The following is a 26944-nucleotide window of genomic DNA, read 5'->3' as shown; positions in this document are numbered from 1 at the left end:
GAGTTATGTTTTTAACCGCTTTACCAAATCAGCTTTCTCTTCCTCAGTCATCTTTTCAAGCAAGCACAGCAGCTCAGCTGTGCTTTCTGACTCACAAAAAAAGTAAGCCACAGGTACACCTAGTTCATCGGCCATGGCCTTTAAGGTCTTGTAGTCAGGTGTATGCTTGCCTTTTTCATACTGATTCATACGCGCACTCGCGCTACCAACTTCCATGCCTAGCTGGATACCCAGCTGTTTTTGACTAATTCCCTTAGCAGTGCGAGCTTGTTTAAGCCTAAGAGGTAATGGATTGGTGATTTTATCTGCCACAGCTTCAACATGATTTGTCCTTTGATAACTCAGATTGTCTTAGTTTTTTCACATAAGGTATACTAAGGAATCCTTAGCTTTTTAGAGCTTGTTGTCAAGATTTAATCTGAGCTAAGTAATATCAAGTTACCTATCAATGAAGGCTCTGTTGATTTAAGCGTAACCAAATGTCATGGAGTGGCTCGTTAAGCATTGAAATTAAAAACTATTGGTAAAAACCGTGGCTATAAAATTAATCCGTATAAATGAAATTTTGTTTAGTATTATCATTGCCGTAGAGCTTGAAAAATTCACTATTACTCAGATAAAAAACTTGATAATAGAAGCAAATTCTTCAGTATCGCCAAAAGATATAGATCAGCTGGTGCGTCGTGCTTGTGCAAAGCTGGTCAATGTTAGATTTTTGGAGAAAAGAAATCAGGGGAATAAGCACGTTTATTATAAAACAGCACTGTTCGATAAATCACAGCTAGTACCCAGCAACGCGCGGGTAAAAGCAATAGTAACCACATCTTTAAACTCACAAGAACTAACGCGACTTAAGGCCACACTCAACCAATATCAAGTTGATTTACTTGGATACATTGGGGAAGCGGAAGAGTTTAAACGTCTCATTGAAGAGATCCCCAATTCGAAACCCAGGCTTTATCCGAGATACATGAATGCTCGTAATCAAAGTTCAACATTGATGGGGAAGATTAAAGCTGTAGAGTCATGCCTTAACGATCTCAAAGGCCTATGACTGTGAAGTTAAGACAATGGCAAAGCCAATGCGTTGATGCGGCGTTGGCACGATATCAAACTCAAAGTCACTTTATGTGTTTAGCCACGCCAGGTGCTGGTAAAACTATTATGGCTGCAGAACTAGCTGCAAGACTGATTGCTATGGGGAAAATTGATTTTGTACTGTGCTTCTCTCCGTCATCAGAGGTGAATGACAGCATTCGCTCAACCTTTTCAAAGCGTCTGAACAAGCGATTTGACGGGCTAATGGGTGCCATTGGTAGTGTCTATACCTATCAGTTCATGCCCTCCTTAACTGAGGCGTTTTGGCAGCTATTACGAACGCATAAAGTGTTTGTGATCATGGATGAAGTTCATCATCTAAAGGGCAATCTTCTTAGTAATGCCAATGCATGGGGAGAAGAGGTACTACTAAATATTCAATATAATGCGGCATATACGTTAGCGCTTTCTGGTACACCTTGGCGCTCAGATAAGGCCCCTATAGTGCTTTCACGATTCACTGAACCAGATAATACAATCCACTGTGATTTTAGCTATGGATTAAAGCAGGCAATTGCGGATAACGTCTGTCGTCAGCCTAATATCGTTTTAATTGATAACAACAAAATCAAACTAGAAATTGATCAAGAGATTGAGACATTTGCATCTATAGCTGAGCTCTTGTTAGGCCCAAGATATAGTTATCAAGCGTTAATAAATCATCATCAAATAATGCATTATATGTTGAATCAAAGCGTTAAAAAATTAGCTGAAACACGCCTGAGTAACCCGAATGCCGGCGGTTTAGTTGTCGCGGCATCAATTAAGCATGCTAAACGATTACTCCAAATACTTGTCTCTGATCTTAAGCAAAGTGCGTGTATCGTGACATCTAACTCAAAGCATCCTTCCTGTATTATTGATGGATTTCGACAAAGTCACACCCAGTGGATTGTTAGTGTGGGGATGATTTCTGAAGGTACTGATATCCCTCGGCTGCAAGTATGTTGTCATTTGAGCCGAATAAAAACTGAAATGCATTACCGACAAGTGCTAGGTCGAATATTAAGGGTTAATTCAGATGAGGCTCAACAAGCTTGGTTATTTACGTTAGCTGAAACAAGCCTGACGGAGTTTGCTTACAGAATTGACCAAGATTTACCAGAGCAATCTGTGGTTATCGAGCAGACTGGCTCACAGGATTTAGACCTAGAGTTACCGCAATTAACATCGAGTGAGGCTACCCAAGGGAATATAGGTAATGAGTTACATGTAGATCTGTCAGGTTTTTCATTATCCAATACTAATGGGCATGCTAGCGCTTCACATAAGTCAGCCATTGACGAAGAGAACTCTTACAATTTGGCATTGCTAGGTTCATATAAAGAGCAAATCGTCAGAATGTTTGATAATTATTTACTCAGTAGCTGAGCTAAGGTTTGTGGTTTAGAAAATACTCTAGCAATCAGCATGTCTTCTGCTGACATTGCATTTGAGTTATACCTAGAATGCTCAAAAACTTCAGAAATCAGAATATCCTCTATTGGTTGAGTAAATGGATTATTTGAGACAGTCCCTGATGTTCGATTGAAAAGTGTTGTATAAGCGTCCGCAAAATGTTGATTTTCTAGCGTGTTAGCACCTGCGAGTAGCGCATTCTTCAATGCTTCTAAAAGAAAGTGTTTTAGAATCCTATTTTCACCTCTACAGGCTGCAAATAAGGGAATTGCCACATGCTTGTCTTCCAGCTTGGGAGGCTCCTCAAAGGGCATGTACTTAGCTAAACCCATCAGATATTGGCGGTAATACTTGCTGTCTTTTTGAAGACTAAAATATTCAAGTTTTCTTCTTCTCACTAAGCGAGATGACCACTGTGGTTCTTCTGCAATTTGTTCGGCCCAAGGCATACCGACTAACACAATAGGAACTCTGGCTTCTTCACTTATATACTTGAACGCATTTGCAATCAGCTGTCTCTCTTGAACTGTTTTGAACTCGATTAATTCTTGAAACTCATTAATGATAAGCAGCTCAACTTTGGCTTTAACCAAGTTATCGACCAGTTTTTTCCTCAAGTCAGTGGCATAGCCATGCTTCTTTCTTTGATGGCTTCCAAACAGTTCAAGATCCATCAACATCTGAGTTAGTGTTGCATCTAATCCTTTGCCACTAGATATACGGCTAACTAGAACTGGTATAGATTCACGACCATAATTCTGACTAGCTAATACGCGTTTTTTATAGTGATTAATTAGGTGGCTCTTGCCTACTCCGGTATCTCCCGTTAAGAGCATACATTGCTGATCTGATTGAAAAGTTCGATTCAACCTTAGCTCATCAAAATCATTAAAAATGGTTATCAACTGAGGATGCATGACAATACAGTCGCTAAATTTACCCAGTTGTTCAATTTGAGTATGACTTAAGGTCTTCATTCAAAAGCCTCTAAATCATCATCCCAATTATCGAAAACATTGATTTTCTTAGTGTCTGATTTATTTGGTAAAAACAAGTCTAGTTCTTCTCGGTTTAGACTAATTGAACCTTGGCCCGTATTACTGATATCGGCCAATTGAGCTTGTTTTTTTACTGCTGTAATTTTAGCTTTTGTTTTTGATGCAATAAATGCTTCTTGTTCCTGCTTAACTCGCGCATGAATTGCCATACGGGCTTTAGCTAGCCCCAAATTATCTTTGCCTTCCCGAATCACCTCACGATTAATTTGCTTAATCACCTTATGCTCATGGAGGCTCAATCCATTGGTATACCCACTGTTATCTGTGCAGGGGACTTTAAGATAACCGCCTAATTCCTCAAGATATACATTGATACTTGATAGATCATCAGGGTCGATTTTAATCATTTTTTTTATTGTGTCGTTAGTTTGTGGGTAGCGTTTGCGATAATCAGCCAATGCCGTTGAGTCATACATTAGAGCTTCAAATTTAAAGCCATTTCTGGTTAAAGTTCGCTCATCTGAAATGCCCATTAAAACAGTGAATCGCTGTTCGTCCTCTGTACTCATTTTTAATGGCGGGTAAATATCAAAGCCATGTTGCCACTGTTTGATGGGGATACGCGTTTCGCGTGAGTTTGAATCTTGATGATATATATCAACAATCCAACGATGGAATTCTTCAACAAAAGTAGAGAAGCGCATAATGGCGTCTTTTTCAGGTTTATAGTCCTCTTTTGCAAGGATATTCGAGAAAGTCTTACCAGGTAACTCAGTTAAAAAGCATTCGTTTATCATCCCGAAGAAACGCTCTACAAATGGCTTCAACCAAGGTTTGCGAACGGGGTTATATTGAATGTTTATACCTGCTTCTTTACAGGCATGCTCTAAACTTTTTGACCAAAACTCAGCTCCATTATCCACAACTAGGTTTTCAAATTTACCAAAGCAAGGCCACTCATTTTGAAGCTCTATATCAAGACCTTCAAATGATTTAGGTTTTATTGCATGTACGATTGCCTTGGCAGCTGAAACATATGAAGGCGACCGATAACTTAAGTGGAACCCCAAAACACAACCACTAAAAACATCGACGATTAAGGTTAAATAAGGTCTGCCAAGTGGGATAGATAATTCATCATCAAGCAGGATTAAATCAAGCGGTGTGTGATCGATTTCGACACGCTCTAATATTCGCGTAGGGGGAATATGAGATGAGCAATAAGCAAACCATTGATCTGCTTTAAATTTACCATATCGCGCCACTGCAACAGGATAAGGAGGTAGTGACTTTATTCTTTGGTTAAAGCTTTTGTAAGAAATTATAGGAATTTGTCCATCAACAATGTTTTCATTCTCAATAGTGATGGCGTCTTTATAGTATTGATATGCTGTAGATACTTTGGGTCTTTTTGCATCTAAAAAACGAGTTAGTGCTTGCTCAAAAAATGCTTCATCACCCTGAACTCGACTCGTTCTGTTGCCCATTTTGTGTCGCTTGGCGACTAATGACGCAAGATCGCCGTTACTGTCAATGTAGCTTTTACGCCAACGAACTAACGTTCGCCAGTTAGGGCGCTTTTCCATGGCTGTAGTAAAAAGTGCATCAAGAATTGGGTCTAGATTTTTTTGAGTCCATCCACCAGTGATTGTTTTTTCGATGAAGGCAATGAGCTGGTATTTATCGAGCGCTTTGTTTTTTAAAAAGTCAGGAAAGGTATCTAAGTCTCTTTTGACTAATGCTGCATCTTCTAGCTTCACATATTGAATGGGGGTATCGGGCTTCTTGACTAATTCAGACTCACTGAATTCATCCTCGAAGTCCATCAATCATTGCACCATACTAAAGGGTTACAAGTAAGATCCTCTTGATTTAAGTTGGTTTTGATTAATCCTTTATGTATAAGAGAATAAAGATATGCCCTAGCCTCACCTAAAGGTAATGCCATCTTAATTGCGACATCACTTACGCTAATTTCCCCTTTATTCCTTATAAGCTTAAGCAATTCAGTTTGAATGATACTCAAGTCATATTCCCCCGAATAACGGTGCAACATTTTTAGGTTATTTAGAATAGGATTAACGCGAATTTGTCGTTCTGTTACCAAGATAAGATCTGCTCCCAAAGACTGAGCAGCCGCTTTCTTGGCTACAAATTTAGCTCTAAAGATTGGATCGAATGTTTTGCTATAAGGTTTGTATTCATGGAACTTTACAGTCCCATCGATAAAGTGAATTATCGCATCAGGAGTATAGGGCAATTTTTTGCCCTCAAAATCGTAATAGAACCCTTCGGGCTGGCTACCAAACACCTCTATACAATCATTGTATTCATGATGAAAGCACGCATCAAACTCCAATGAACTTTCACACATTATCGTTTCGCTAACTTTTGCGCTAGCGAATTTAAATACATTTTTGTTCGGTGATGGTTTGCGTAAGCTTCTTATATACATGAGTGAAATCCGAGCGAATAAAGTATATTTAGCATACTTAGGCGCAAGAATTTGTCAATGTATGGGTTATTAATCTTTCAAGATACTGATATTAAAGAAAATGACTTTTGTAATATAATTACAAAAAGTCATTTTTATGTCATTGAATGGGTTAAATTTGTCAGACTATAGGTATATTATGTCAATGTATGGGTTCAGCGACACTACTCATGCCCCCAAGGCTTTGGCGGTAATGCGACGGGTTGAGTGAGATCAAAATCGACTTTGAAATTGCGGTTTTCGCGCGTAAGTTGATAGCTAAACGTTGTTGGGGTAATTTCCATGTGCCACACATTCGTGATCGACTGGGTTAGCCCATTCTTAACGAAGTTATCGATAGATTCCCGATCAATGGGGAACGATTGTTTCAACACTGTCCCATCATTCATGGTATAGCCGCCATACATAGTCACAGCATCTTCACTGCCATCTTGATGGCGATGGTCGTGTTTCAACTTAAGTCCTTGCTGCGTCTTAGTCAGCACCCAAGTACGTGAATGGTCATCACCGACATGGAACGGGATCTTAAGCTCAGTGTCGCTGCATTCGCGCACGTGCATAATTAAAGACTTACCGCTAAAGGCCGAGTCCGCAGTGTCACCCGAAACCACTTTGCCCGCAAAAGCTTGGCCACAATGGGCGGCAATTTGTGCAAAGAAAGTATTCTGGGTCTCAGTGGATATGGGCTCAGCTTGAGCCGCTATGGATGGTAAGGCAATCGAAGACAAACTGGCGAGCGCGAGACTCTGTAGGGCAATTCTGGACTTCATCATGTTCTCCATTTTTTAGATGAAAAACACCCTAACACTAGGAAATAAATTCAAACTGAATTTTCCCTAGTGTTAGTGACGATAAGCCAAGTGATTACCAGCCGATATAAGTACGCGAACGATTACCGAGACGCTTCTTGATAAAGCGAGCCGTAATAATACTTCCCATCATCAGGAAGATAAAAATCCCCGCAGAGAAGAGCACGCTAGTGACCCAAGATCCCGGCGGTAAACGGTAACGCATTAAGGTAGCAGTAGCGTTAAACATCATGTCGAACAGCGGATGAATAAAGAAAATCGCAAAACTCATCTCAGCCACTTCCACTAACCAAGGCAATCGACTGCGCCCCGACAACCATTCACAGAAATTCAGTACTAATACACATAAACAAAGTTTCTGAATAAACTGCCAATCGATACCGTTATACTCAAACGGTGCCTTATGATAGTTACCAATATGCTGCACTATGTAAGTTTGTTCGACTAAGCTCACCACTAAAAAAATCATCGCTAGTGCGGTGAAAATAGAGCCAAAGCGCGTCACAATATGTTCATCTTGCGAATATAAAATACCAATCAAGTAGAAAGGTACAAAATACACGACTGAGTGAATGAAATTGACGTTACCTATAGGTCTATGCAATAGGATTGCTACCACACAACTCAGTACAAATAGTGTCCAACGCATCTGCTGTGAGCAACGGATAAACCACAAAAATATCGGCGAAAATAAAAACACCGCCATGATGAATGGAATATACCAATGCGGATACAGGATATAACCGTTACGTATTGTGTAAAAAATACTCAGCAAGAGTTTATCGAGCGACTGGTGCTCCATAAAAATCCAGCGTAAACACAAACAGAACAAACCGATCAGAGAGACGACTAAAAAAGGATAAAGTACGTTCTGTACTTTGTTCTTCATGAACTTGCTGTAGTCGAAATCCTTATAAAAAATACGATGGAAAAAGTATCCCGAGATAAACACGAACAAGGCCGTGCCACCGCGTAATAGGTTTTCCAATAACAGCGGGAAACCTTCTCCAGAGTTGTAAATACTGTGGCCAAGCACGATAAAGATAATCGCAATGCCACGCATGTAGGTAAATTCGAGCTGATTTTTTCTCATTATTAATTCATCGCACAGTAGAGGGTTCTTCCATCAACAACACTCGCAGAAACCCTAATAGTTCCATGGACTTCTGCTTCATTGAATACCAGATACTGACCCTCACGCTGAAAGGGGAATGCCAAAGGTAACAGAGTTGCAGCCTCAATGCCCTCACAATAATTTTGTACAGGAACATCGAGTAATGGACTGCCACTCACTGACAAGTTACTAAATTGCGCGCTCATCCCTAAATAAGCTTGAGTCATTTCCTCTTGATAGGGCACCACATAAAAGCCAGAACGTACGTCACCCACATCAATAAAACTGCTACTATCGCTCACGCTCGGCATAACCAATAACGGCACTTTTGGATCCTGCACATTCAACAACAACTGAGACAGTTTTGCTTGAGTGGCAGGGTAATACGCTAGCATCTCCTGCAGCTGTTTCTTCTGTTTAGTGTCTTTCTTGTCTAGCGGGGATACTGGCTTTACGCGGTTCAGTAGTAAATCCACAGGCAACATACCCGACATGACCGACTCTTTCCACACATAAGGGTCTTGAGTGCTATCCAACAATATGCCCGCCAGAGCGCCAATATTTGCCGCCTCAGCCGTCCAACCAACCCACATCTTCTGCTGTTGATAATAGTCATACACATATTTTGTCAGTATTTGCTGATAACCAAGTAAAGTTTGATTTTGACTCAATACACGCGCACCAGCGACCAATTCCACATACTTAGCGCTGCCTTCAACGAGATCATTGATGTAACCGACTTTATCTTCATTCGGCGCAATTTGGCGCCATTGCTGCAACCAATAAGCTGCATAGCTAAGGTGTAATGACTGTTGCTCGGGTTGTGCCAGCGCCGCCATTAAAGCATCAAATAACTGTAAACGATAATAGCGAGCATCGAAGTTGAGCGGAAAGACTTCGCCCTCATAACGCTTACCGTCTTCCAATACTCGCCATTCGGATTGGGCATAAAAATGGAAGGCTTCATGCAAGCCATTGCTCGCCCAGATTAAAAAAGCTAAATCCGTAGGCTTAGTGTCGCGAGTAAATTGGATGTTCGGCACTTCGAGCTGGATCAATACGCCTGGCTGGCCATTATATTGCGGAAAGCCGAAACTCACCGATAGACCAGAATGCAGATTGACCGACTCTAACACACTGTTATCTTGGATTATTTCGCCACCAGGCTGTCGAAGCCAGACATTACCACCATAACTAAAAAGGTGTACTTTATCTTCAAGGCGAAAACCGGGCCACAAAGCTTCGCTCTGGCGACTATTCTGTGCCATAAAATCGAGGTAAAGACGGGCGAGTTGTTCCGGAGAGGCCTCATCGGCAAGCGCGGGGGTAGCGGCAGAGACACCTAAAAGCCATAGGATCACTACCATAATATTTTTCATTTATCTGCCTAAACAAACACAAGGGGTTTACAAAACAGCGCTAGCATATAGCGCAATCAAGCAATAGTGAAACATTTGCAAAAAAATATTTTTACCCCAGAAAATCTCAGTCAAAACCAAATCAACGACTCCTAATGAAATCATATTTTTAGCACAATTTTGCATCACTTAGGCGATTGCGTTCGCAATAGGCTTAAGTCTTAGGTTCGCTCGGCTTATCTCCAAACCACAGTGCGAGTTTATCCGCTGCAAGGGATTTCACTTCATCATCGATATATAAGGTCACCATAGTCAGGGCAGCGGCAAGGGCACCTAAATCATCGGTAAAGCCAACTAAAGGAGTCAGATCGGGAATCGCATCTAAAGGCAAAACAAAATACGCTAACGCGCCGTAGATGACTGACTTAGCCCACTTAGGCGTATTGGGTTGTTGCGCTGCATAATAAAGCCATAGTGCCCGCTCGATGACCTCTCTACCTGCTTGACGGCTAAAGAGTTTGATCTTGTTCCAAAATCCGCTGTCAGTAAATTGCTCATCCGCCATCATATTTCTCCAATACCCTAAAGTTGTTTGGGTATACACCCATGCCACTTCACAGTGTACGACGATAAGCCGCAGGGGTCAGGCCAAATTGTTGCTTAAAACGTAAGGAAAACTTTTCCGCAGATTGATAACCACAGGCCAAAGCCACTTGTAATACTGGCTCACTCGAATTCTGCAACATGGCTAAACCATGACAAAGCCGCACTTCTACCAGTAACTGCCTAAAACTGGTGTCTTCTAAGGCCAATTTACGCCTAAGGCTTGCCGTGCTCATGTGTAACTTGTCGGCAATATCCTCCTGCTGCCATGACGCCGAAGGACTCACACTCATCAAGGCCAAGGCCGCTTGAGTCACGCTGCGTTGGGTGTGTCCATACAACCAGTTCACACTGCGTTTATCCGGCAAACTTAACAGTAACGCGGCCAAATAATGCAGTTGAACAGGATCGGCCAGAGACAAGGTCAAACTCTGTAATAGCGCACTCCAAGCTAAGTCCACAGCGCGTGATACGTTTTGGACTGGCATAGGGTCACGCCAATCGGTAGCGCTTGATAAAATGCCTTGGGGTAAATCGTGGGGGAGTAATAACTGCACCGCCCGATAACGCCCAAGAAAAGGTCGATTAACAAAGCTAATATGCGAACCAGCAGGAATTAACAGTAACTGCCCTTGGCCTACTAAAACAGATTCATCTTGCCAGAGCAGAGACTTTTCACCATAGATAACCCGAATAATCGACGGCTGATGTACAGGGACTTGAGATAAAGATTGTGCCTGCTTCGAATCATATTCAAACATACGGATCATGACACCAGCCTAATTATCAATGGATTATCGATTATATACCGCAGTCAACTTGGCGCTGCCGAGCGCTTGTGCCCTGAGCATAAAGCCCAATAAGGCAGGGCTAGCATCCTTTGGCAATTCTAAAGCACTGGGTAATGCCCACACAGTAAATTCATACCTGTGAACACCATGACCTTGGGGCGGGCATGCGCCACCAAAATTTGTAGTGCCAAAATCGTTCTTCAAGGCAATAGCACCTTTGGGCAGTGCATCAACATGCGAGCCCGCACCTTGTGCGAGCGAAGTTTGCGCTAAGGGTAAGTTATATACGGCCCAGTGCCACCAACCGCTGCCCGTTGGCGCATCAGGATCATAAGCTGTCACTGCAAATGCTTTAGTTCCTGTGGGCACCTCAGTCCAAGTCAGTTGTGGCGAAATATTTTCCCCTTGGCAACCAAAGCCATTAAACACTAATTGCGATGTCAGTTTATTGCCCTCGCTCATATCTTTGCTCGTTAATGTCATAGCACTTGCTTGTCCAACGAATAACCCAAGCACTAAACTCGCCCCTAACCACCCTTTATTCATGTCTATCTCCTATTCATGTTCGACCTGACTCACTTTACGTCAATCAAAAAAATAACATCTGCCCTAAAACGACAACTTTCTGCCCCAAATGCTCAAATGTGAGAAAAAAGTTATCATTTTTGCATTTTTCAAGTAGAAAGATGATTTTATAACGAAAATATCTGCATAACAATTCAAATATGGAATACGGTATAAATCGGAATGATGATTACAGCAGCCTTTAAATTAAGATTAGATATTTGAAATAAGATATTTTATGCAAATAATATTATTTAAATAATGCTGACAATATTTACTTTCATAATTTAGATAAAGATACTTAAGCATGATTGACTCCATTTAATATTGATAAATTAAGTTAAATTGACGTGCTAATTATTTAAAAATAAGACATAGGTCATGATTTTATTTATAACTCGCATATAAACTTCATTACGTAATAAAAACCTAACCATTTTCTCTAAGTCATAATGGAGTCGTATATGAAGAGGAAATCTAAAATTATGGCGCATATCAGGCGCACACGGCATATCATGATGCCTAGTCAACGTGACTATTTCGATCACTCCTTTATCTTCCTCCGCTAACCTTAGCGTAGGTAGTAGGCCAATTAACAGGTCTAAAGTGCTATTTCCCTAATAGGCGAAAAACACTTATCGTACTGTTTTCATTTGGTTTATTATCTAACACCTTAATCAAAGCATTCTTTTATCAGTGCAGTTTTTCTGCGGCTAAGCTATTCATACGCTCAATAAATATATTTCTACTTATATTTATTTCGTAACTTTGGCATAACCACATTTAATCTGCGCACGGAATAGCTATATCTAATTTTCATACCATTAATGTTTTTAATTAGGTATAGGCACACTTGTATCTATTTTTTATAAAGTAAAAGGGAAATTAACTATGAAATCATTAAAAGTAGCCGCTAGCTTATCTGTTAGATCTTGTTTCGATATCGACAGAGAAGTTGTCAATGTATTAACCACAGATTTTTGCGATGTGGGCGCGGCTGTCGTCTCTGTTGATGATGTTAGAAATGGTATTGTTGAAAAGATTAAAAACACCGGATTGAAACTGCCCATTTTCGTTTCAGTTTGCTGTGAAGAAACCTTCCCTGATGATGTTTGCTCATCGATTACAGGGGTATTTGAACTCTGCGGTGATAACACTGACTTCTACGGAAAACAGGTTGAGACTGCAATAAGTAAATATGAACAAGCGCTATTGCCACCTTTCTTCGGTACGTTAAAAAAATACGTCGAAATGGGTAACTCTACCTTTGCCTGTCCTGGTCACCAAGGCGGACAATTCTTCCGTAAACACCCTGTGGGCCGCCAATTCTTCGACTTTTTTGGCGAAACAATTTTCCGCGCGGATATGTGTAATGCCGACGTGAAACTGGGTGATTTACTGATCCATGAAGGCGCTCCACTGGAAGCACAGAAATACGCTGCCAAAGTTTTTAATGCCGATAAAACCTATTTCGTACTTAACGGCACTTCGTCATCAAATAAAGTCGCGACTAATGCGCTGTTAGCGAAAGGCGACCTCGTGTTATTCGACCGCAATAACCACAAATCAAACCACCATGGCGCATTAATTCAAGCAGGTGCTACACCTGTTTATTTAGAAACGGCACGTAATCCCTTCGGATTTATTGGTGGCATTGATGCCCACTGTTTCCAAGAGTCCTATTTAAGAGAGCAAATTCGTGAAGTCGCGCCAGAAAGAGCCGATGAAAAACGCCCATTCCGCTTGGCGATAATCCAACTCGGCACCTATGACGGCACCATCTACAATGCTCGACAAGTTATTGATAAAATTGGCCATCTTTGTGACTACGTCTTATTTGACTCAGCTTGGGTGGGTTATGAACAGTTCATCCCTATGATGAATGACTGCTCACCACTCTTGCTCGAACTAACTGCTGAAGATCCAGGCATTATCGTGACTCAGTCGGTGCATAAACAGCAGGCCGGTTTCTCACAAACCTCGCAAATCCATAAAAAAGATAAACATATCAAAGGCCAAGATAGATATTGCAACCATAAACGCTTCAATAACGCCTTTATGATGCATGCCTCTACCAGTCCCTTCTATCCTTTATTTGCGGCGCTAGATGTAAACGCGAAAATGCATGAAGGCGCGAGTGGTCGTTATCTGTGGCGCGAAGCGGTAAAAGCGGGTATCGAAGCACGTAAGCTATTACTCAAAAAGTGTAAATATATCAAACCATTCGTGCCAACAATGATCGACGGCCGCCTATGGCAAGACTATGAAACCGAACAAATGGCCGATGACTTACGCTTCTTCGAATTCGAACCTGGTCAGAAATGGCACTCCTTCGAAGGTTATGAAAAAGGCCAATACTTTGTTGACCCTTGTAAGTTCTTATTAACAACACCGGGCATAGATGCTGAAACAGGCAAATATACCGAATTTGGTATTCCAGCGACTATTCTGGCTAACTTCTTACGGGAAAATAATATTATTCCAGAGAAGTGCGACTTGAATTCGATTTTATTCCTGATGACACCTGCGGAAGATATGGCCAAGATGCAACATCTGGTATCACAAATATCTCGTTTCGAGAAATTAGTCGATGAAGATGCGCCATTATCTGAAGTATTACCTAACGTTTATAACGCCAATAAAGCCCGTTATAAAGACTATTCTATCCGTCAACTCTGCCAAGAAATGCACAATCTTTATGTCAGCCATGACGTAAAACAACTGCAGAAAGAAATGTTCCGTAAAGCGCATTTTCCTACAAAAGTGATGGACCCACAGGAAGCAAACCTAGAGTTTATTCGCGGTAAAGTAGAACTAGTCCCACTCTCGCAAATTGAAGGCCGTATCGCTGCCGAAGGTGCGCTGCCATATCCACCAGGCGTGTTATGTATGGTGCCAGGTGAAATATGGGGTGGTTCTGTTCAGCGTTATTTCCTTGCCCTTGAAGAAGGCATCAACCTATTACCTGGATTCTCACCAGAACTGCAAGGTGTTTATCTCGAAAATACCGCAGACGGCAAAATTCAAGCAATGGGCTATGTACTAAATAAATAATGAAGACTGACTGCAGAGTTTATTAACCCCACTCTGCGGTCAAATTCATTCCTCCTATAATAAGTCACCTAAATTAGGTTATTAGTATGAGTAAATCAGAAAATAAAATTGGCGTCGTCCAATTAACTATTATCACCATAGTCAACATGATGGGTTCGGGCATTATTATGCTGCCAACCCAATTAGCTCAAGTCGGTACTATCTCCATTTTATCTTGGTTAGTAACAGCAGCAGGGTCAACGGCCCTCGCCTTCGCCTTTGCTAAGTGCGGTATGTTCAGTAAAAAATCCGGTGGTATGGGCGGTTATGCCGAGTATGCCTTCGGCCGTTCTGGCAACTTTATGGCCAACTACACCTATGCCGTCTCGCTGTTAATCGCCAACGTCGCGATTGCCATCTCTGCCGTGGGTTACGCTGCCGTGTTGCTGGAAGTTAACTTAAGCCCGATGGCAATTTGTCTTGCGACCATTGGCGTACTTTGGTTGGCAACCATTGCTAACTTCGGTGGTGCCCGCATCACGGGTCGCGTCAGTAGCGTGACTGTGTGGGGGATTATTCTGCCTGTGATTGGTGTATCTTTAATTGGTTGGTTCTGGTTTGACATCGACCTCTATAAAGGCGCATGGAACCCGCATGATATGCCATTCTTCAAAGCGTTAGGCGGTTCTATCGCTATGACTTTGTGGGCGTTCCTCGGTTTAGAATCGGCCTGTGCAAACTCAGAAGCCGTCGATAACCCAGAAAAAAACGTACCTATCGCCGTTATGGGCGGTACCTTAGGTGCAGCAGTGATTTATATCGTTTCCACTAACGTCATTGCCGGTATTGTGCCAAATGCCGAGCTTGCCATGTCAAATGCGCCATTCGGCTTAGCCTTCGCACAAATGTTTAATCCAGTAGTTGGTAAAATCGTGATGGCCTGCGCCATTATCTCCTGTACTGGATCACTCTTAGGTTGGCAGTTCACTATTGCCCAAGTGTTTAAAGCCTCTGCCGATGAAGGATTTTTTCCGAAAATTTTCTCTAAAGTCAGTAAAGCCGATGCGCCAATTTGGGGCATGACTATTATCGTCTCGATCCAAACAGCATTATCGCTGATGACCATTAGCCCATCACTGAGCAAACAGTTCGAAGCACTCGTTAACCTCGCCGTCGTCACCAACATTGTGCCTTATATCTTATCTATGGCCGCGCTTGGCATAATGCAAAGACAGCAAAAAGTGCCGATCAATAAAGCCCGCGTTGCCAACGTGATCGCCGTAATCGGTGCGTTATATAGCTTCTATGCTCTGTACAGCTCAGGCGAAACCGCAGTGATGCTTGGCGCCATAGCCACCTTCTTCGGTTGGACTATTTTCGGCGTGATCTCAAACCAAGCGCCTGTTGCCGATACACGTCCAGCCTAAATACGGCTAACGCAGATCGGAAACAATTAATACCAACATCCACATCAAGACTAACGATAACTCAGGGATCATAGGCCAAGCCTATGATCCCCTGGAGAATACTTGCTCATTATCGGGGGATTTATGAATAAGACTTGTCTCGCTTTAGTGTTACCTATGCTATTAACGGCCACCACCAGTCAGGCGGTTGAACTCTATAAAGATCAAAAAAATACCTTAGATTTAACGGGTTGGTTAGGGTTTGCAGCATTAAATGACAGCCACGATACTTCAGTTATCGACGACTCATCACGACTAAGATTCAGCTTCGAGCGCAGCGAGAAAAATGGTTGGACCGCTTTTGCTACCACAGAATGGGGGATCAACATGGTCTCCAGCGACGATGGGCTAGTGATGCAAGGGGGCAAACTAGCCGCCGAAAAAACCGATGATTTTCTCTATAACCGCTTAGGTTATGTTGGCATGTCCCATGATACATGGGGCAACCTGAGTTTCGGTAAACAATGGGGAGCCTATTACGATGTCGCAGGCACTACAGATTTACCGAACGTATTTGCAGGTTACAGCGTTGGCGCTTACACCTTCGGTGATGGCAGCCTCACAGGTACAGGCCGTGCCGATTCCGCATTCATTTACCGTAATAATTTAGGCCCAGTACAAATCGCCCTGCAATATGCCGCCAAAACCAATGGTGATGTCAGCCTAAAGAACGATGACGGTAGCGAGATGACCAACTCAGAACTGAGTTTTGACAGCAGCTACGGCGCCAGTATCACTTATGCGGTAACCGATAAATTTAAGCTACTCGCAGGTTTTAACCGCGGCGATTTTGAAGGCCACTTAGGCAATACTCAAGTCGATGAAACCAATGAAATTATGGGCATTGGTGCCATGTATGGTGACTACTATCACTATGCCGAAGGACGTGAGGCCAGCGGTCTCTATGTGGGCTTTAACGCTCACAAAAGTAAAAATAATGAACTGGTCAACGGCGATCTCTACGACGCCACTGGTGCCGAGTTGATGACTGCCTATCAATTCGACAACGGATTTGTGCCCATGGTTGTACTCAGTTATTTAGATTTAGACACAGATGCAGCTACGCCGATTCAAGGTCAATGGACTCGCCAATTTGCCATGCTGGGGCTGCATTATCGCTACAGTAACGACACTGTGATGTTTGCCGAGATGAAGCTAGATTTCAGTGATATGGATGATCCTGCACTCGAAGCACAGGAAGACAACAGCTTCGCAGTGGGGATTAACTACTTCTTTTAAAGCTCAAGGAAGTTTTACCAAGGTTGCTACAGCACCCATTCAACTTTGGCATTGCTTAGTCGCATGAAGCAGGACGATTTTGAGTAACAGTCTTTAGTGACCGTTCTAATCACATGTTGAGTTAAATCATGTTTAGCAGGATAGGCAGCTCGCGTCATCGCTCATATGCGTGAGCTTATTTGAGACTGAGGTGCGGCGCACGTTCCGTCTACAAACGCTCGCCGTAACACTCATTGGATGGTACCGCAGGCTTACCATTATCTCTACGCCACTCCAAGTTAGCTTCTGGAGTGGCTTTTTTCTAAAAAATTGAGCGGTTTAAGCCGATGTGCATTACGACTTTGCGCTTGACTTCAATGGCCAACGTTTAATCCTTCGCCATTTATCGCATTAATACAGCGTTGTACGACTTCTTCGAAAGTGCCATCTATACTCACTTGGATAACGTCAGCTTCATCAGTCGCGGGCATTTCCAGCGTGTCGAACTGACTCTTGAGTAGCTCAATCGGCATGAAGTGGGCTTTTCTGGCAAACATGCGTTCTTTGACTAATTCAAAATCTCCGTATAGATGAATGAACACCAGCTTGCTGTTGTTCTGACGGATTAAGTCACGATACTGGCGACGCAGTGCAGAGCAGACAATAACCCCCTGCTCCCCCTTTTGCTCAATGCTATACACAGCGTCGTTGATGCGCTCAAGCCAAGGAGCGCGATCGCTATCGTTGAGCGGTGAGCCAGATTTCATCTTGATAATATTGGCTCTAGGATGCAGATCATCACCATCAATAAATTTCGTCTCTAAAGCCTCTGCGACCGCGGCACCAATTGAAGATTTGCCACAACTAGAGACGCCCATGAACACATAGCTATTGCCTTTTTTTCTCTCAGTCACTTTGTTAACCTCATGCCAATTCTCGAATTTAGTCACTTCCCACTCTACCATATTACGGGTAACATGTTACCGGTAACCTACAAAAATGTGGACAACTTAACTAACAAGGAAAAGTCCTCTTATGTCTGATATGTCATTGATTCTGACAGCGCTGGGTTCAATTGCCCTGCTACTGTTCTTAGTGATGAAAGTGAGATTACATGCAGTAGTATCACTGATACTGGTGTCGATCATTGCCGGCCTTTTCTCTGGCATGAACCCAGCTGATATTACCAATACAATTCAACAAGGTATGGGGGGAACACTGGGCTTTGTTGCGGTTGTGGTCGCTTTGGGAGCCATGTTTGGCCGGGTAATGGAAGAGACTGGCGCGCTAGATCAGATAGCCCATACACTGCTGAATAAATTTGGTAACGACAAAGCTCACTGGGCCATGACCTTTACAGGCTTTATCTGTGCATTACCTCTCTTCTTCGATGTTGCTGTGGTACTGCTGATTGGCATCGCCTTTGCCGTGGTTCGTAAAGGGGGCGGCAGCGTCGTTAAAATTGGTATTTCACTGCTCGCGGGTATTGCCACCTGTCAGGCATTTCTCATCCCTGCACCGGGGCCTATTTTGGTCGCTTCCCAGCTCAATGCCGACTTTGGCTACATGATAGTCTTCGGTTTATTGGCATCGATTCCGGCGATGATTCTAGGCGGCCCGCTCTTTGCCAGCCTCATCTCCCAAAAAGTCCATGTTGAGCTGCCTGCCCACGAGCAGCAGGAAAAAGGTGAACGAGAAGGCGGACCGATCCCCTCATTCGCGCTATCAATCAGTATTGTGGTGTTCCCACTGCTGCTTATCGGTTTAAAGACGGTGGTGTCACGCTTTATTGATGAAAAATCCGACCTGCATAATTGGCTCGCCTTGATAGGTCATCCCTTCACCGCCATTTTGCTAGCATGTTTAATCGCATTCTATGTACTGGGCGTGAGACGCAATATTCCCAATGAGCGCATCATGGAAATCTGTAGCAGTGCGCTCCAACCTGCTGGGATCATTATTCTCGTCACCGGTGCTGGCGGCGTGTTTAAGCAAGTGCTGATTGACTCAGGTGTCGGCGATGCATTAGGCAATATGTTGGCAGGTTCGGGATTACCGATTGTAATACTGGCATTTATTTTGTCGGCGTCGGTGCGCGTGATCCAAGGGTCGGCAACCGTGGCCATGTTAACGGCTTGCGGCCTTATCATCCCAATACTTGAACCACTAAACTTAGATGGTGCTCAATTGGCGGCAATTACGATTGCCATTGGCGGAGGTTCGATTGTGCTCTCGCACGTTAATGACTCAGGCTTCTGGCTCGCTAACCGTTTTCTTGGATTATCAGAAAAACAAACGCTGCAAACGTGGACTGTGATGGAGACCATTATAGGTACGACGGGCGGCATAGTCGCAGTCATCATCTCTGCGTTTCTCTAACGATAACCTGTGATGACAAACATAAGTCGTTAAGCGAAAGAACGAGGGGAAGTCTACAGTGTTTCCCCTAAATCAATACGATAGCCCAGATCGATAACCGATTCTGCTATCTCTTTGCCATTTAACCTGTCTAATAGCTCAGTAGCAGCAATTCGACCAATCTCTTTTCTCGGCGTAATAATGCTCGCCAATTTTGGCGTCATAGATTGGCCAATATCATGGCCATGAAACCCTGCAACGCCAATTTGTTCAGGGATCTTGATGCCTTGTCTTTGACACTCAAATATCACCCCCGCCGCTAAATCATCGTTGGTGCAGAAAAAACTATCCACATAGGGATATTTCGCTAATGTTTGTTGCAATAACGACGCCCCCAAGGAAAACGACGAGGCCTCATTTGTGGTCATCGCCAAAGGTGTAAGCTGAGCTTGCTGCATCGCTAACTCGTAGCCTCGCATCTTAAGCTGAGTGCGAATATCCATGCGCGCACCTAGGTAAGCAATGTGGCGATAGCCTTTTGCAATCATGGCCTTAACCATTTCGCATGCGGCCGCGGTGTTATCGAAACCCACACACTGTTGAATCGAAGGCGACACACTATCCATCATTTCGATGACCGGAATGCCCGCCGTTTCAATCATTCGCACGGTACGCGGCGTGTGGTAACTTTCGGACAAGAGTAAGCCATCGATATTGTAAGAGAGCAGTGATGCCACCCGCTCTTCTTCTAATTCGGCCTGATACCCGTAGTGAGCCAGCATGGTTTGATAACCGCGTTTGCCGGTCACATTCTCAATACCGCGCAGCACTTCAGCAAATACTTGGTTGGTTAACGAAGGCACTAACACGCCAATAGCGCGACTGGTTGCTTGCGCTAAAATTTCCGGCGCGCGATTAGGAATATAACCTAAGGTTTCTAACGCGATAGCAATCTTCTCTTGAGTGCTTTGCGCCACCCTTGTTGGATTTTTTAAATAGCGACTCACCGTCATTTTGGTGACCCCAACTTGATCGGCAACGTCTTGTAGACTGGGTCTACGCTTTTTATTCATAATATCTAATGTTAGTTAACGAACCGCGGATATGGGTGAGATGTATAGCTAAAATATCGAATATAAACAAATAGTAGACATAAACATCAGACAGGGATCTTATAATAGTTCGCCCAGCGATACCAGTTGAGGACTATTTTAGCGGAATGACCATGCTAGCTAGGCCACTCCAAACTCATATCTGGAGCGGCCTTTGAACATTATTTGTGATGGCGAAAAGTGTTACTTAGCCTGTTGGCGACCCTGAGCGGGTTTACCTGCAGGTTTACCACCACTCTTTGATGGACTTCCGCCTTTAGCACTGCTTTTAGCTTGAGCGCCTCCGGCCTTAAAACCAGACTGGCCGAAGGGCGCCTTCGCTCCCGGACGGCTCGAATGGGCTCCGCTAGGTTTAGAGCCAGTTGGTTTAGCTCCTGCTGGCTTAGAACTGGCAGGCTTAGCGCCATTCGCTGCTGGTTTTCCACCTTTGCTGGCAGGTTTTGATTCAGTACCAGCCTGAGCTTGCGCGCCGCCTTTAGCCGGACTTTTAGATTTACCGTCGCCCTTGCGGTCATCAAACTGATTACCCGAGAAACGCGTAAAGGCTTTTTGGCCTTGGTTGGCATCTTTCATCCACTTAGGTCCGCGCTCATTTCGACCTTCTGGTGGCACTAACTGATGCGGACTATTGCCGATCAAGTCTTCACGTCCCATGGCAGTTAACCCTTCACGGATCAATGGCCAACCCGCAGGATCGTGATAACGCAGCAATGCTTTGTGCAAGCGACGTTGGCGCCCTTTCTTCGGCACAGAGACCACTTCGCTGGTGTGCTTGACGTTTTTCAGCGAGTTTAACTCGGTATGATAAATCGTGGTCGCATTCGCCATCGGTGACGGGTAAAAGTTCTGTACTTGGTCGAGCTTAAACTTACGCTCCTTCAACCACAGCGCTAAGTTCACCATGTCTTCGTCGGTCGTGCCTGGATGCGCCGAAATAAAGTAAGGGATCAGGAACTGCTCTTTGCCCGCTTCCTTAGAAAACTTGTCGAACAATTCTTTAAACTTATCGTAGGCGCCCATGCCGGGCTTCATCATCTTGCTGAGCGGACCTTCTTCGGTATGCTCAGGGGCGATTTTTAAGTAGCCGCCCACATGGTGCTGCACTAACTCTTTAACGTAGGCCGGATCTTCGATCGCCAAGTCGTAACGCACGCCAGAGGCAATCAATACTTTCTTGATGCCAGGTACCGCACGCGCAGCGCGATACAAGTCGATTGTATGTTTATGATCTGTGCCTAAGTGGCCGCAAATCGATGGAAACACACAGGATAAACGACGACAGGTTTTTTCAGCCTTTTCGCTGGTACAACCTAAACGGTACATGTTGGCGGTAGGGCCGCCTAAATCGGAAATCACTCCAGTAAAGCCTGGCACTTTATCCTGAATATCTTTGATTTCTTTAACAATCGATTCTTGTGAACGACTCTGAATGATTCGACCTTCATGCTCGGTAATCGAGCAGAAAGAACAGCCACCAAAGCAACCACGCATGATGTTGATAGACGTCTTGATCATGTCATAGGCAGGAATTTTTTCCTTGCCGTAAATCGGATGAGGAATACGCTGGTAAGGTAAATCGAATACGGCATCCATCTCATCGGTATTGAGCGGCCATGCGGGCGGATTCACCCAAACGGCGCGGTCGCCATGGGGTTGAAATAACGCGCGGGCACAACCTGGATTTTGCTCTTGGTGCAAAATCCGTGAAGCATGGGCATATAAATATTTGTCTTCAGAGACTTTTTCAAACGCTGGCAGCAGCACATAGGTTTTATCCCATGGCTTAGGTTTAGGCGGTTGAACGCTAATAGGCTTAGGGGCTTCGTTATCGAATATCTTCACATCGGACGGGCCAGACAAGTTAGCACAACCCACATCATCGGCGCCGTAAGGATTCGGCAGCGGCTCTATCTTGTGCAGTTGGTCAATCTTGCGCGAGTCCATACCGCGCCATTCGGGCAGCGGCTCTTTACGGATAACGGCTGTGCCACGCACATCATGCAACGAGCTGATCGGTTCACCGGCAGCTAAGCGGCGTGCCACTTCGACTAAAGGACGCTCGGCATTGCCGTACATCAGAATGTCGGCCTTGGCATCGAAAATCACACTGCGACGCACTTTATCCGACCAATAATCGTAATGGGCGATACGGCGTAAACTGGCTTCGATACCACCAATAATCACAGGCACATCTTTAAAGGCTTCTTTACAGCGCTGGGTGTACACAGTCACGGCGCGATCTGGGCGCTTACCGCCAATATCACCGGCGGTATAAGCATCGTCGGAGCGTAAACGACGGTCGGCGGTGTAACGGTTAATCATCGAATCCATGTTACCGGCGGTGACGCCAAAAAACAGATTCGGGCGGCCCAATTGCATAAAGGCTTCTTTGCTCGACCAATCTGGCTGGGAAATAATCCCAACTCGGTAACCCTGAGCCTCTAACATACGGCCGATCACCGCCATGCCAAAGCTTGGGTGATCCACATAAGCGTCGCCTGTGACTATGATGATGTCACAGCTATCCCAACCAAGCTTATCCATCTCCTTGCGAGACATAGGTAAGAAAGGCGCAGTGCTGTCGCCCGTGGCCCAATACTTGGGATGACTAAAGAGTGTGGATTCAACTTGCATGGATTGTGACCCGAAAACGTAATGTCGAATAAAGGCGCCACGAAAATAAGTTACGCCAATTTAGGGACGCGGAGTATAGCAGGGAATGGAGGATAGATGCGATTAAAAAAACACCACTCGAGGCATTTTCAGGGGTATTTGAGCCGGAAGCGTAATACCCCTAAATCCGCTATGGATATGGCTTAGGGCGGAACTGACCGCCCAAACCTGCGAGCCTAGAGACCCTTTCCTAAACCTTGAGCAAAATGCAGCAAATTCACCAACGCCAAACTGATAATCACTAGCCAAGTGAGCAATACGCCCCAAAAACGACCAAAATGATAACCACCTTGGCCTTGAGTTAAGCCAATAGCATGGAGTAAGCGCGCCACTATCCACACAGTCCCAAAACAGTGTAAATAAAATGCAGGCAAGCCACCCGCTTCGGCCACCAGCATTAAAATCAATACGATAGGCGCATTTTCGATCAGGTTAACATGCACTCGATTAGCCAAAGCTAAGGCGCTGTTACCACCATCCCCTAGGCCGATTTTCTGACCTCGCCTTAATTTCACTACTCGATAAGCCAAAGCGACAATTAATAGCCCTGTGAGGCTAGCGTAAAGACCCGTTACCATCAAAGACATGCCTATTTCCCTTTTATCAAAAAGCTGACTATAGCCCGAGCTGCAAAAAATCAGCAATTTATTTGTATTAAGGTTAAAAGCCATTAACCTTTTATAGACAAGATAGGTTAATATGCGCGCGTCATTCCCTACAACTTTTTATACAGTGAATACCCCGATTGGATAACGACGAGTTTATCGAAAAACGCAGATTTATCATAAAACTAGGAAAAGCCTTGCATAAGTTTGGCACACCCGCTTATCGTCTAGAAACCCACTTACAAACCGTTGCTCGCACCTTAGGTATCGAAGGCTATTTCCTTATTTCTCCGACGTCGATGACCTTCGTTTTGCAACATGATACCGATCAAGAATATAACCATGCTGCTCGAGTTAAGCCCGGTGAACTCGATTTAGGCTCACTCGCCCGCACCGATGAATTGGTCGATGAGTTAACCTCAGGTAAACGCACTTTGGCCGAGGCCTTAGATCGCTTAGAAGAAATCGCCAATAAACCCAATCCCTATGGCCCTGTATTAACTTGCTTTTCTTTTGGAACTTCTGCCGCCGCTTTCGCTATGCTGATGGGCACGGGTTGGAACGATGTATTTTGGTCAGGATTATTAGGCTTATTCGTCTATGGCTTGGTATACCGTGCCGAACGCTCGGCCCGCATGGCCGAAGTGCTCGAACCCTTCGCCACTATCCTTTGCGCCATCGCAGCCTGTGGCATAGCGCGTATCGATCCAAATATTAATATCCCAGTAGTGATCCTTTCCTCCATTATTATTTTTATTCCCGGCTTAGCCTTAACCTTAGGTTTAGCCGAACTCGCCGCACGGGATTTAATTTCTGGCACGGCGCGCATCATGGATGCGAGCATGCAATTATTTAAGCTGTACTTTGGTGCAGTGCTCGGCATGGCAATCGGTAAAGCTATGTTCGGCGAAGCGATTCATATTGAACCTGAGGGTTTACCTCGCTGGGCAATTTGGTCGGCGGTTCCGATTCTATCTATGGCGCTGGTTTTTATCTTCAAAGCACGGATGCAAGATTCGCCTTGGGGCGTATTGGCTGGGATAGTGGCGTTTTTCTCAGCCATGCTCGGCGGACATTATTTTGGTGATTCGGTGGGGATCTTCTTTGGTGCCTTGGCAGTAGGAATTTATTCTAACCTCTTCGCCCGCTGGATGAAGGCGCCTGCCTCCATCGCCCTGTTGCAGGGAATAGTGATCTTAGTCCCCGGCAGTAAAACCTATATCGGACTCAATGCACTGATCTCAGGTGAGACCATGCTCAATCAGTCGCACATAGGCTCGCAAATCTTTTTGATTTTTATGTCGCTAATTGCGGGGCTCATCTTTGCTAACGTCGCTGTCCCACCTAGGCGTACACTGTAACAATCGCTAATCCGGCTGGAGCCCGCGCCCAGCCGCTACCTCAAGATAATCTTAAGCTAACCTTAAGTAAAATAAGAAACTTATTAAAATGTTTCCTTGACTAACACTCGTTTTCAATGTGTTATTAAATTGTGAATTGCAACGTGAAATTGTTTTCGCTGCAGTCGTCGATTTCATGGGAGTGGCCTTTTATGCAGAAATTTTTTCAGTATGCATGCATCCTATCTTGTTGTGTTGGCAACCTAATCAGGATTGCCCAAGCAGAAGAGGCTAAGCTCGCCGATCCCGCAAACCAAGATCAAACAAAACAAAAAGTCAGCAAGATTGTGGTGGTCAACAACCCCATTTTTGATGAGTCAGATCCCGATGCTTTTTTCATTCACCGCTGGGCTAACTCTCTGCATATCAACACCAAAGAATACGTGGTACTCGATAATTTAACTTTCAGCGAAAATGATACTGTCACCCAGAAAGATCTCAACGAATCCCAACGCCTGTTACGCGCAGTGCCTTACATTCGCGACGCCAAAATTTATATCGCAGAAAAAGATCCCCAAGCCGATGTCGATCCATCCGTTGAGTCCGTGGTGGTGGAGACCTGGGATAATTGGTCATTATTACCGACAGCGAGTTTGAGTAGTTCAGGTGGCGACACCCGTTACTCCTTCGGGCTCAAAGAAGACAACTTGCTTGGAACTGGGATCCGCACTCGACTTAAATATCAATCCAATGAATCTCGGAATGGCTATAAATTTGCTTTTGAAGCGCCGCTCAGCATTATTGAACACGGCACAGTTGCCGCTGAGTTCTACGACAATAGCGACGGCCAAGCTAAACACGTTTATGTGAGTAAACCCTTCTATTCCCTCAATACGAGTACTATGTATTCGGCGGAGTTTTTAGACGATAACCGTACAGATACCCTCAGACAAAATGGGCAAGAGGTGAATGAGTTCACACACACAGTCGACTATCTCAATCTGCAATACGGCTGGTTAATTAATAAAAACAGTCAGCACCTTTCTCGCTTTATTACTGGTGTCACCCAAGACAAACACGAGTTTATCCATTCTGAGCGCTATCCTACTTCCATGCTCCCTCAAGACAGGGACTTTATGTACCCTTGGGTCGCCTACGAGTTTATCGAAGATGATTTCCACGTACTGAATAATGTTCACCTGATCACCAACAATGAAGACTTTAACTTAGGTTGGCATCACTATTTACAATTCGGTATAGAAACCAATGATATAGGTGATAATAATCCCTTAGGCTACCACGTTAACTGGCAAAGCACTGGCGGGTATAAGTTTAACGATCAACTGTGGCTGTTAGAAATGGGGGGAACAAGCACTATCGGCACCACCCAAAAAGATACTTATAAGTTTGATATTCAAGCCGAATACTTCTATCAAATTCATCCTAAGTGGACGGCTTATGGCAAAGCTTGGGCTAGCCTTTCACAGAACACTTATCTGGATCTAACAAAAGGATTAGGGGATGAAACTGGCGTGCGCGGTTATCCAAACGAATACCAACAAGGGGATAATCAGTGGTTACTGACCGCCGAGATACGCAACTACCCCAATATCAACTTATACCAACTGGCTGAATTAGGCTGGGCAGTCTTTGCCGATCTGGGTCAAGCCTCCGGCGGCCAACTCGCCGAGAATAACGAAGTCAGCGGTCCACTGGGTAGCATAGGCATAGGCGCGCGGATTTATTCCTCTCGATCCAGCTATGGCAACGTAGCCCATATTGATTTTTCACTCCCTTATACGGGCGGCGAGTCAGTAAACAGCTGGGAATGGCGATTCCTAGTGAAAAGCAGTTTTTAAACCTAAGGTACATAATAATCGTATGAACTATGTACTTTTTAAGACAATCCTTG

23 protein-coding genes are annotated in these 26944 nt (G+C 44.2%); 9 read left to right on the top strand and 14 right to left on the bottom strand.

Annotation, left to right across the window (positions count from 1 at the left end; all coding sequences use genetic code 11):
• Positions 1 to 3: 3 nt before the first annotated feature.
• Positions 4 to 312, bottom strand: a complete 309-nt coding sequence (locus L5L98_RS11865) for a helix-turn-helix domain-containing protein (RefSeq protein WP_259529707.1) — start codon at positions 310 to 312, stop codon at positions 4 to 6.
• A gap of 220 nt (positions 313 to 532) precedes the next feature.
• Between L5L98_RS11865 and L5L98_RS11860 the strand changes: the two genes are divergently transcribed.
• The gene (locus L5L98_RS11860) at positions 533 to 1054 is read left to right on the top strand and encodes a hypothetical protein (protein WP_259529705.1); all 522 of its coding nucleotides are present in this window, start codon (positions 533 to 535) and stop codon (positions 1052 to 1054) included.
• Positions 1051 to 2469 carry a DEAD/DEAH box helicase gene (locus L5L98_RS11855; RefSeq protein ID WP_263141014.1) on the top strand — a complete coding sequence of 473 codons (1419 nt, stop codon included), beginning with the start codon at positions 1051 to 1053 and terminating at the stop codon, positions 2467 to 2469. The genes L5L98_RS11860 and L5L98_RS11855 overlap by 4 nt, the downstream gene beginning before the upstream one ends.
• On the opposite strand, the gene L5L98_RS11850 is transcribed toward L5L98_RS11855, so the two are convergent.
• The 9 genes from L5L98_RS11850 to L5L98_RS11810 all read right to left on the bottom strand — a co-directional run bounded on the left by L5L98_RS11850 (position 2451) and on the right by L5L98_RS11810 (position 11209).
• Positions 2451 to 3473 (bottom strand): TniB family NTP-binding protein, encoded by a 1023-nt coding sequence (locus L5L98_RS11850; protein ID WP_263141011.1) that lies wholly within the window; start codon positions 3471 to 3473, stop codon positions 2451 to 2453. The genes L5L98_RS11855 and L5L98_RS11850 overlap by 19 nt on opposite strands.
• The gene (locus L5L98_RS11845; protein WP_263141009.1) at positions 3470 to 5320 is read right to left on the bottom strand and encodes a Mu transposase C-terminal domain-containing protein; all 1851 of its coding nucleotides are present in this window, start codon (positions 5318 to 5320) and stop codon (positions 3470 to 3472) included. The genes L5L98_RS11850 and L5L98_RS11845 overlap by 4 nt, the downstream gene beginning before the upstream one ends.
• The gene (locus tag L5L98_RS11840) at positions 5320 to 5949 is read right to left on the bottom strand and encodes a TnsA endonuclease N-terminal domain-containing protein (protein ID WP_263141007.1); all 630 of its coding nucleotides are present in this window, start codon (positions 5947 to 5949) and stop codon (positions 5320 to 5322) included. Before L5L98_RS11840 ends, L5L98_RS11845 begins: the two co-directional genes overlap by 1 nt.
• A gap of 203 nt (positions 5950 to 6152) precedes the next feature.
• Positions 6153 to 6758 (bottom strand): hypothetical protein, encoded by a 606-nt coding sequence (locus L5L98_RS11835; RefSeq protein ID WP_263141214.1) that lies wholly within the window; start codon positions 6756 to 6758, stop codon positions 6153 to 6155.
• 94 nt (positions 6759 to 6852) lie between these two features.
• Complete coding sequence (locus L5L98_RS11830) at positions 6853 to 7890, bottom strand: acyltransferase family protein (protein ID WP_263141004.1); 1038 nt, start codon at positions 7888 to 7890, stop codon at positions 6853 to 6855.
• Positions 7891 to 7892: 2 nt separating this feature from the next.
• Positions 7893 to 9290 carry a hypothetical protein gene (locus L5L98_RS11825; RefSeq protein WP_263141001.1) on the bottom strand — a complete coding sequence of 466 codons (1398 nt, stop codon included), beginning with the start codon at positions 9288 to 9290 and terminating at the stop codon, positions 7893 to 7895.
• Positions 9291 to 9483: 193 nt separating this feature from the next.
• Positions 9484 to 9834 (bottom strand): YkvA family protein, encoded by a 351-nt coding sequence (locus L5L98_RS11820; protein WP_168826089.1) that lies wholly within the window; start codon positions 9832 to 9834, stop codon positions 9484 to 9486.
• A gap of 49 nt (positions 9835 to 9883) precedes the next feature.
• Entirely contained in the window at positions 9884 to 10642 is a 759-nt protein-coding gene (locus L5L98_RS11815; RefSeq protein ID WP_263140998.1) for a helix-turn-helix transcriptional regulator, read from the bottom strand.
• Between the two features lie 24 nt (positions 10643 to 10666).
• Positions 10667 to 11209, bottom strand: coding sequence for a YbhB/YbcL family Raf kinase inhibitor-like protein (locus L5L98_RS11810; RefSeq protein WP_263140996.1), 543 nt, complete (start codon positions 11207 to 11209; stop codon positions 10667 to 10669).
• Between the two features lie 470 nt (positions 11210 to 11679).
• On the opposite strand from L5L98_RS11810, the gene speFL reads away from it, so the two are divergent.
• The 4 genes from speFL to L5L98_RS11795 all read left to right on the top strand — a co-directional run bounded on the left by speFL (position 11680) and on the right by L5L98_RS11795 (position 16965).
• The gene (gene speFL / locus L5L98_RS22450; protein ID WP_100199882.1) at positions 11680 to 11796 is read left to right on the top strand and encodes a leader peptide SpeFL; all 117 of its coding nucleotides are present in this window, start codon (positions 11680 to 11682) and stop codon (positions 11794 to 11796) included.
• A 322-nt stretch (positions 11797 to 12118) separates the two neighbouring features.
• The gene (gene speF, locus L5L98_RS11805; RefSeq protein ID WP_105250508.1) at positions 12119 to 14281 is read left to right on the top strand and encodes an ornithine decarboxylase SpeF; all 2163 of its coding nucleotides are present in this window, start codon (positions 12119 to 12121) and stop codon (positions 14279 to 14281) included.
• 86 nt (positions 14282 to 14367) lie between these two features.
• A complete protein-coding gene (potE, locus tag L5L98_RS11800) occupies positions 14368 to 15687 on the top strand; it encodes a putrescine-ornithine antiporter (RefSeq protein WP_105250509.1) in 1320 nt (439 codons plus the stop codon).
• Between the two features lie 123 nt (positions 15688 to 15810).
• Positions 15811 to 16965, top strand: coding sequence for a porin (locus L5L98_RS11795; protein ID WP_263140989.1), 1155 nt, complete (start codon positions 15811 to 15813; stop codon positions 16963 to 16965).
• Positions 16966 to 17318: 353 nt separating this feature from the next.
• Here the strand turns inward: L5L98_RS11795 and L5L98_RS11790 are convergent, their stop codons facing one another.
• The gene (locus L5L98_RS11790; protein ID WP_131525390.1) at positions 17319 to 17894 is read right to left on the bottom strand and encodes a gluconokinase; all 576 of its coding nucleotides are present in this window, start codon (positions 17892 to 17894) and stop codon (positions 17319 to 17321) included.
• An 85-nt stretch (positions 17895 to 17979) separates the two neighbouring features.
• Here L5L98_RS11790 and gntU point away from each other — a divergent pair, with 85 nt between their 5' ends.
• Positions 17980 to 19323 (top strand): gluconate transporter, encoded by a 1344-nt coding sequence (gntU, locus tag L5L98_RS11785; protein WP_105250511.1) that lies wholly within the window; start codon positions 17980 to 17982, stop codon positions 19321 to 19323.
• Between the two features lie 53 nt (positions 19324 to 19376).
• On the opposite strand, the gene gntR is transcribed toward gntU, so the two are convergent.
• From gntR to L5L98_RS11770, 3 genes are all read right to left on the bottom strand, one after another.
• Complete coding sequence (gene gntR / locus L5L98_RS11780; RefSeq protein ID WP_263140984.1) at positions 19377 to 20375, bottom strand: gluconate operon transcriptional repressor GntR; 999 nt, start codon at positions 20373 to 20375, stop codon at positions 19377 to 19379.
• Positions 20376 to 20597: 222 nt separating this feature from the next.
• Complete coding sequence (locus tag L5L98_RS11775; RefSeq protein ID WP_263140983.1) at positions 20598 to 23048, bottom strand: YgiQ family radical SAM protein; 2451 nt, start codon at positions 23046 to 23048, stop codon at positions 20598 to 20600.
• A gap of 215 nt (positions 23049 to 23263) precedes the next feature.
• Positions 23264 to 23674: an MAPEG family protein gene (locus L5L98_RS11770; protein WP_263140982.1), complete on the bottom strand. Its 411-nt coding sequence runs from the start codon at positions 23672 to 23674 to the stop codon at positions 23264 to 23266.
• A gap of 158 nt (positions 23675 to 23832) precedes the next feature.
• Here L5L98_RS11770 and L5L98_RS11765 point away from each other — a divergent pair, with 158 nt between their 5' ends.
• Together L5L98_RS11765 and L5L98_RS11760 are read left to right on the top strand one after the other, a co-directional pair.
• The gene (locus L5L98_RS11765; RefSeq protein WP_105250515.1) at positions 23833 to 25053 is read left to right on the top strand and encodes a threonine/serine exporter ThrE family protein; all 1221 of its coding nucleotides are present in this window, start codon (positions 23833 to 23835) and stop codon (positions 25051 to 25053) included.
• Between the two features lie 191 nt (positions 25054 to 25244).
• Positions 25245 to 26891: a hypothetical protein gene (locus tag L5L98_RS11760; RefSeq protein WP_263140981.1), complete on the top strand. Its 1647-nt coding sequence runs from the start codon at positions 25245 to 25247 to the stop codon at positions 26889 to 26891.
• The last annotated feature ends 53 nt before the right edge of the window (positions 26892 to 26944 follow it).

This window comes from Shewanella sp. SM23, from assembly GCF_025654295.1.
Lineage (GTDB): Bacteria > Pseudomonadota > Gammaproteobacteria > Enterobacterales > Shewanellaceae > Shewanella > Shewanella oncorhynchi.
This window is presented reverse-complemented; position numbering and strand designations above follow the sequence as displayed.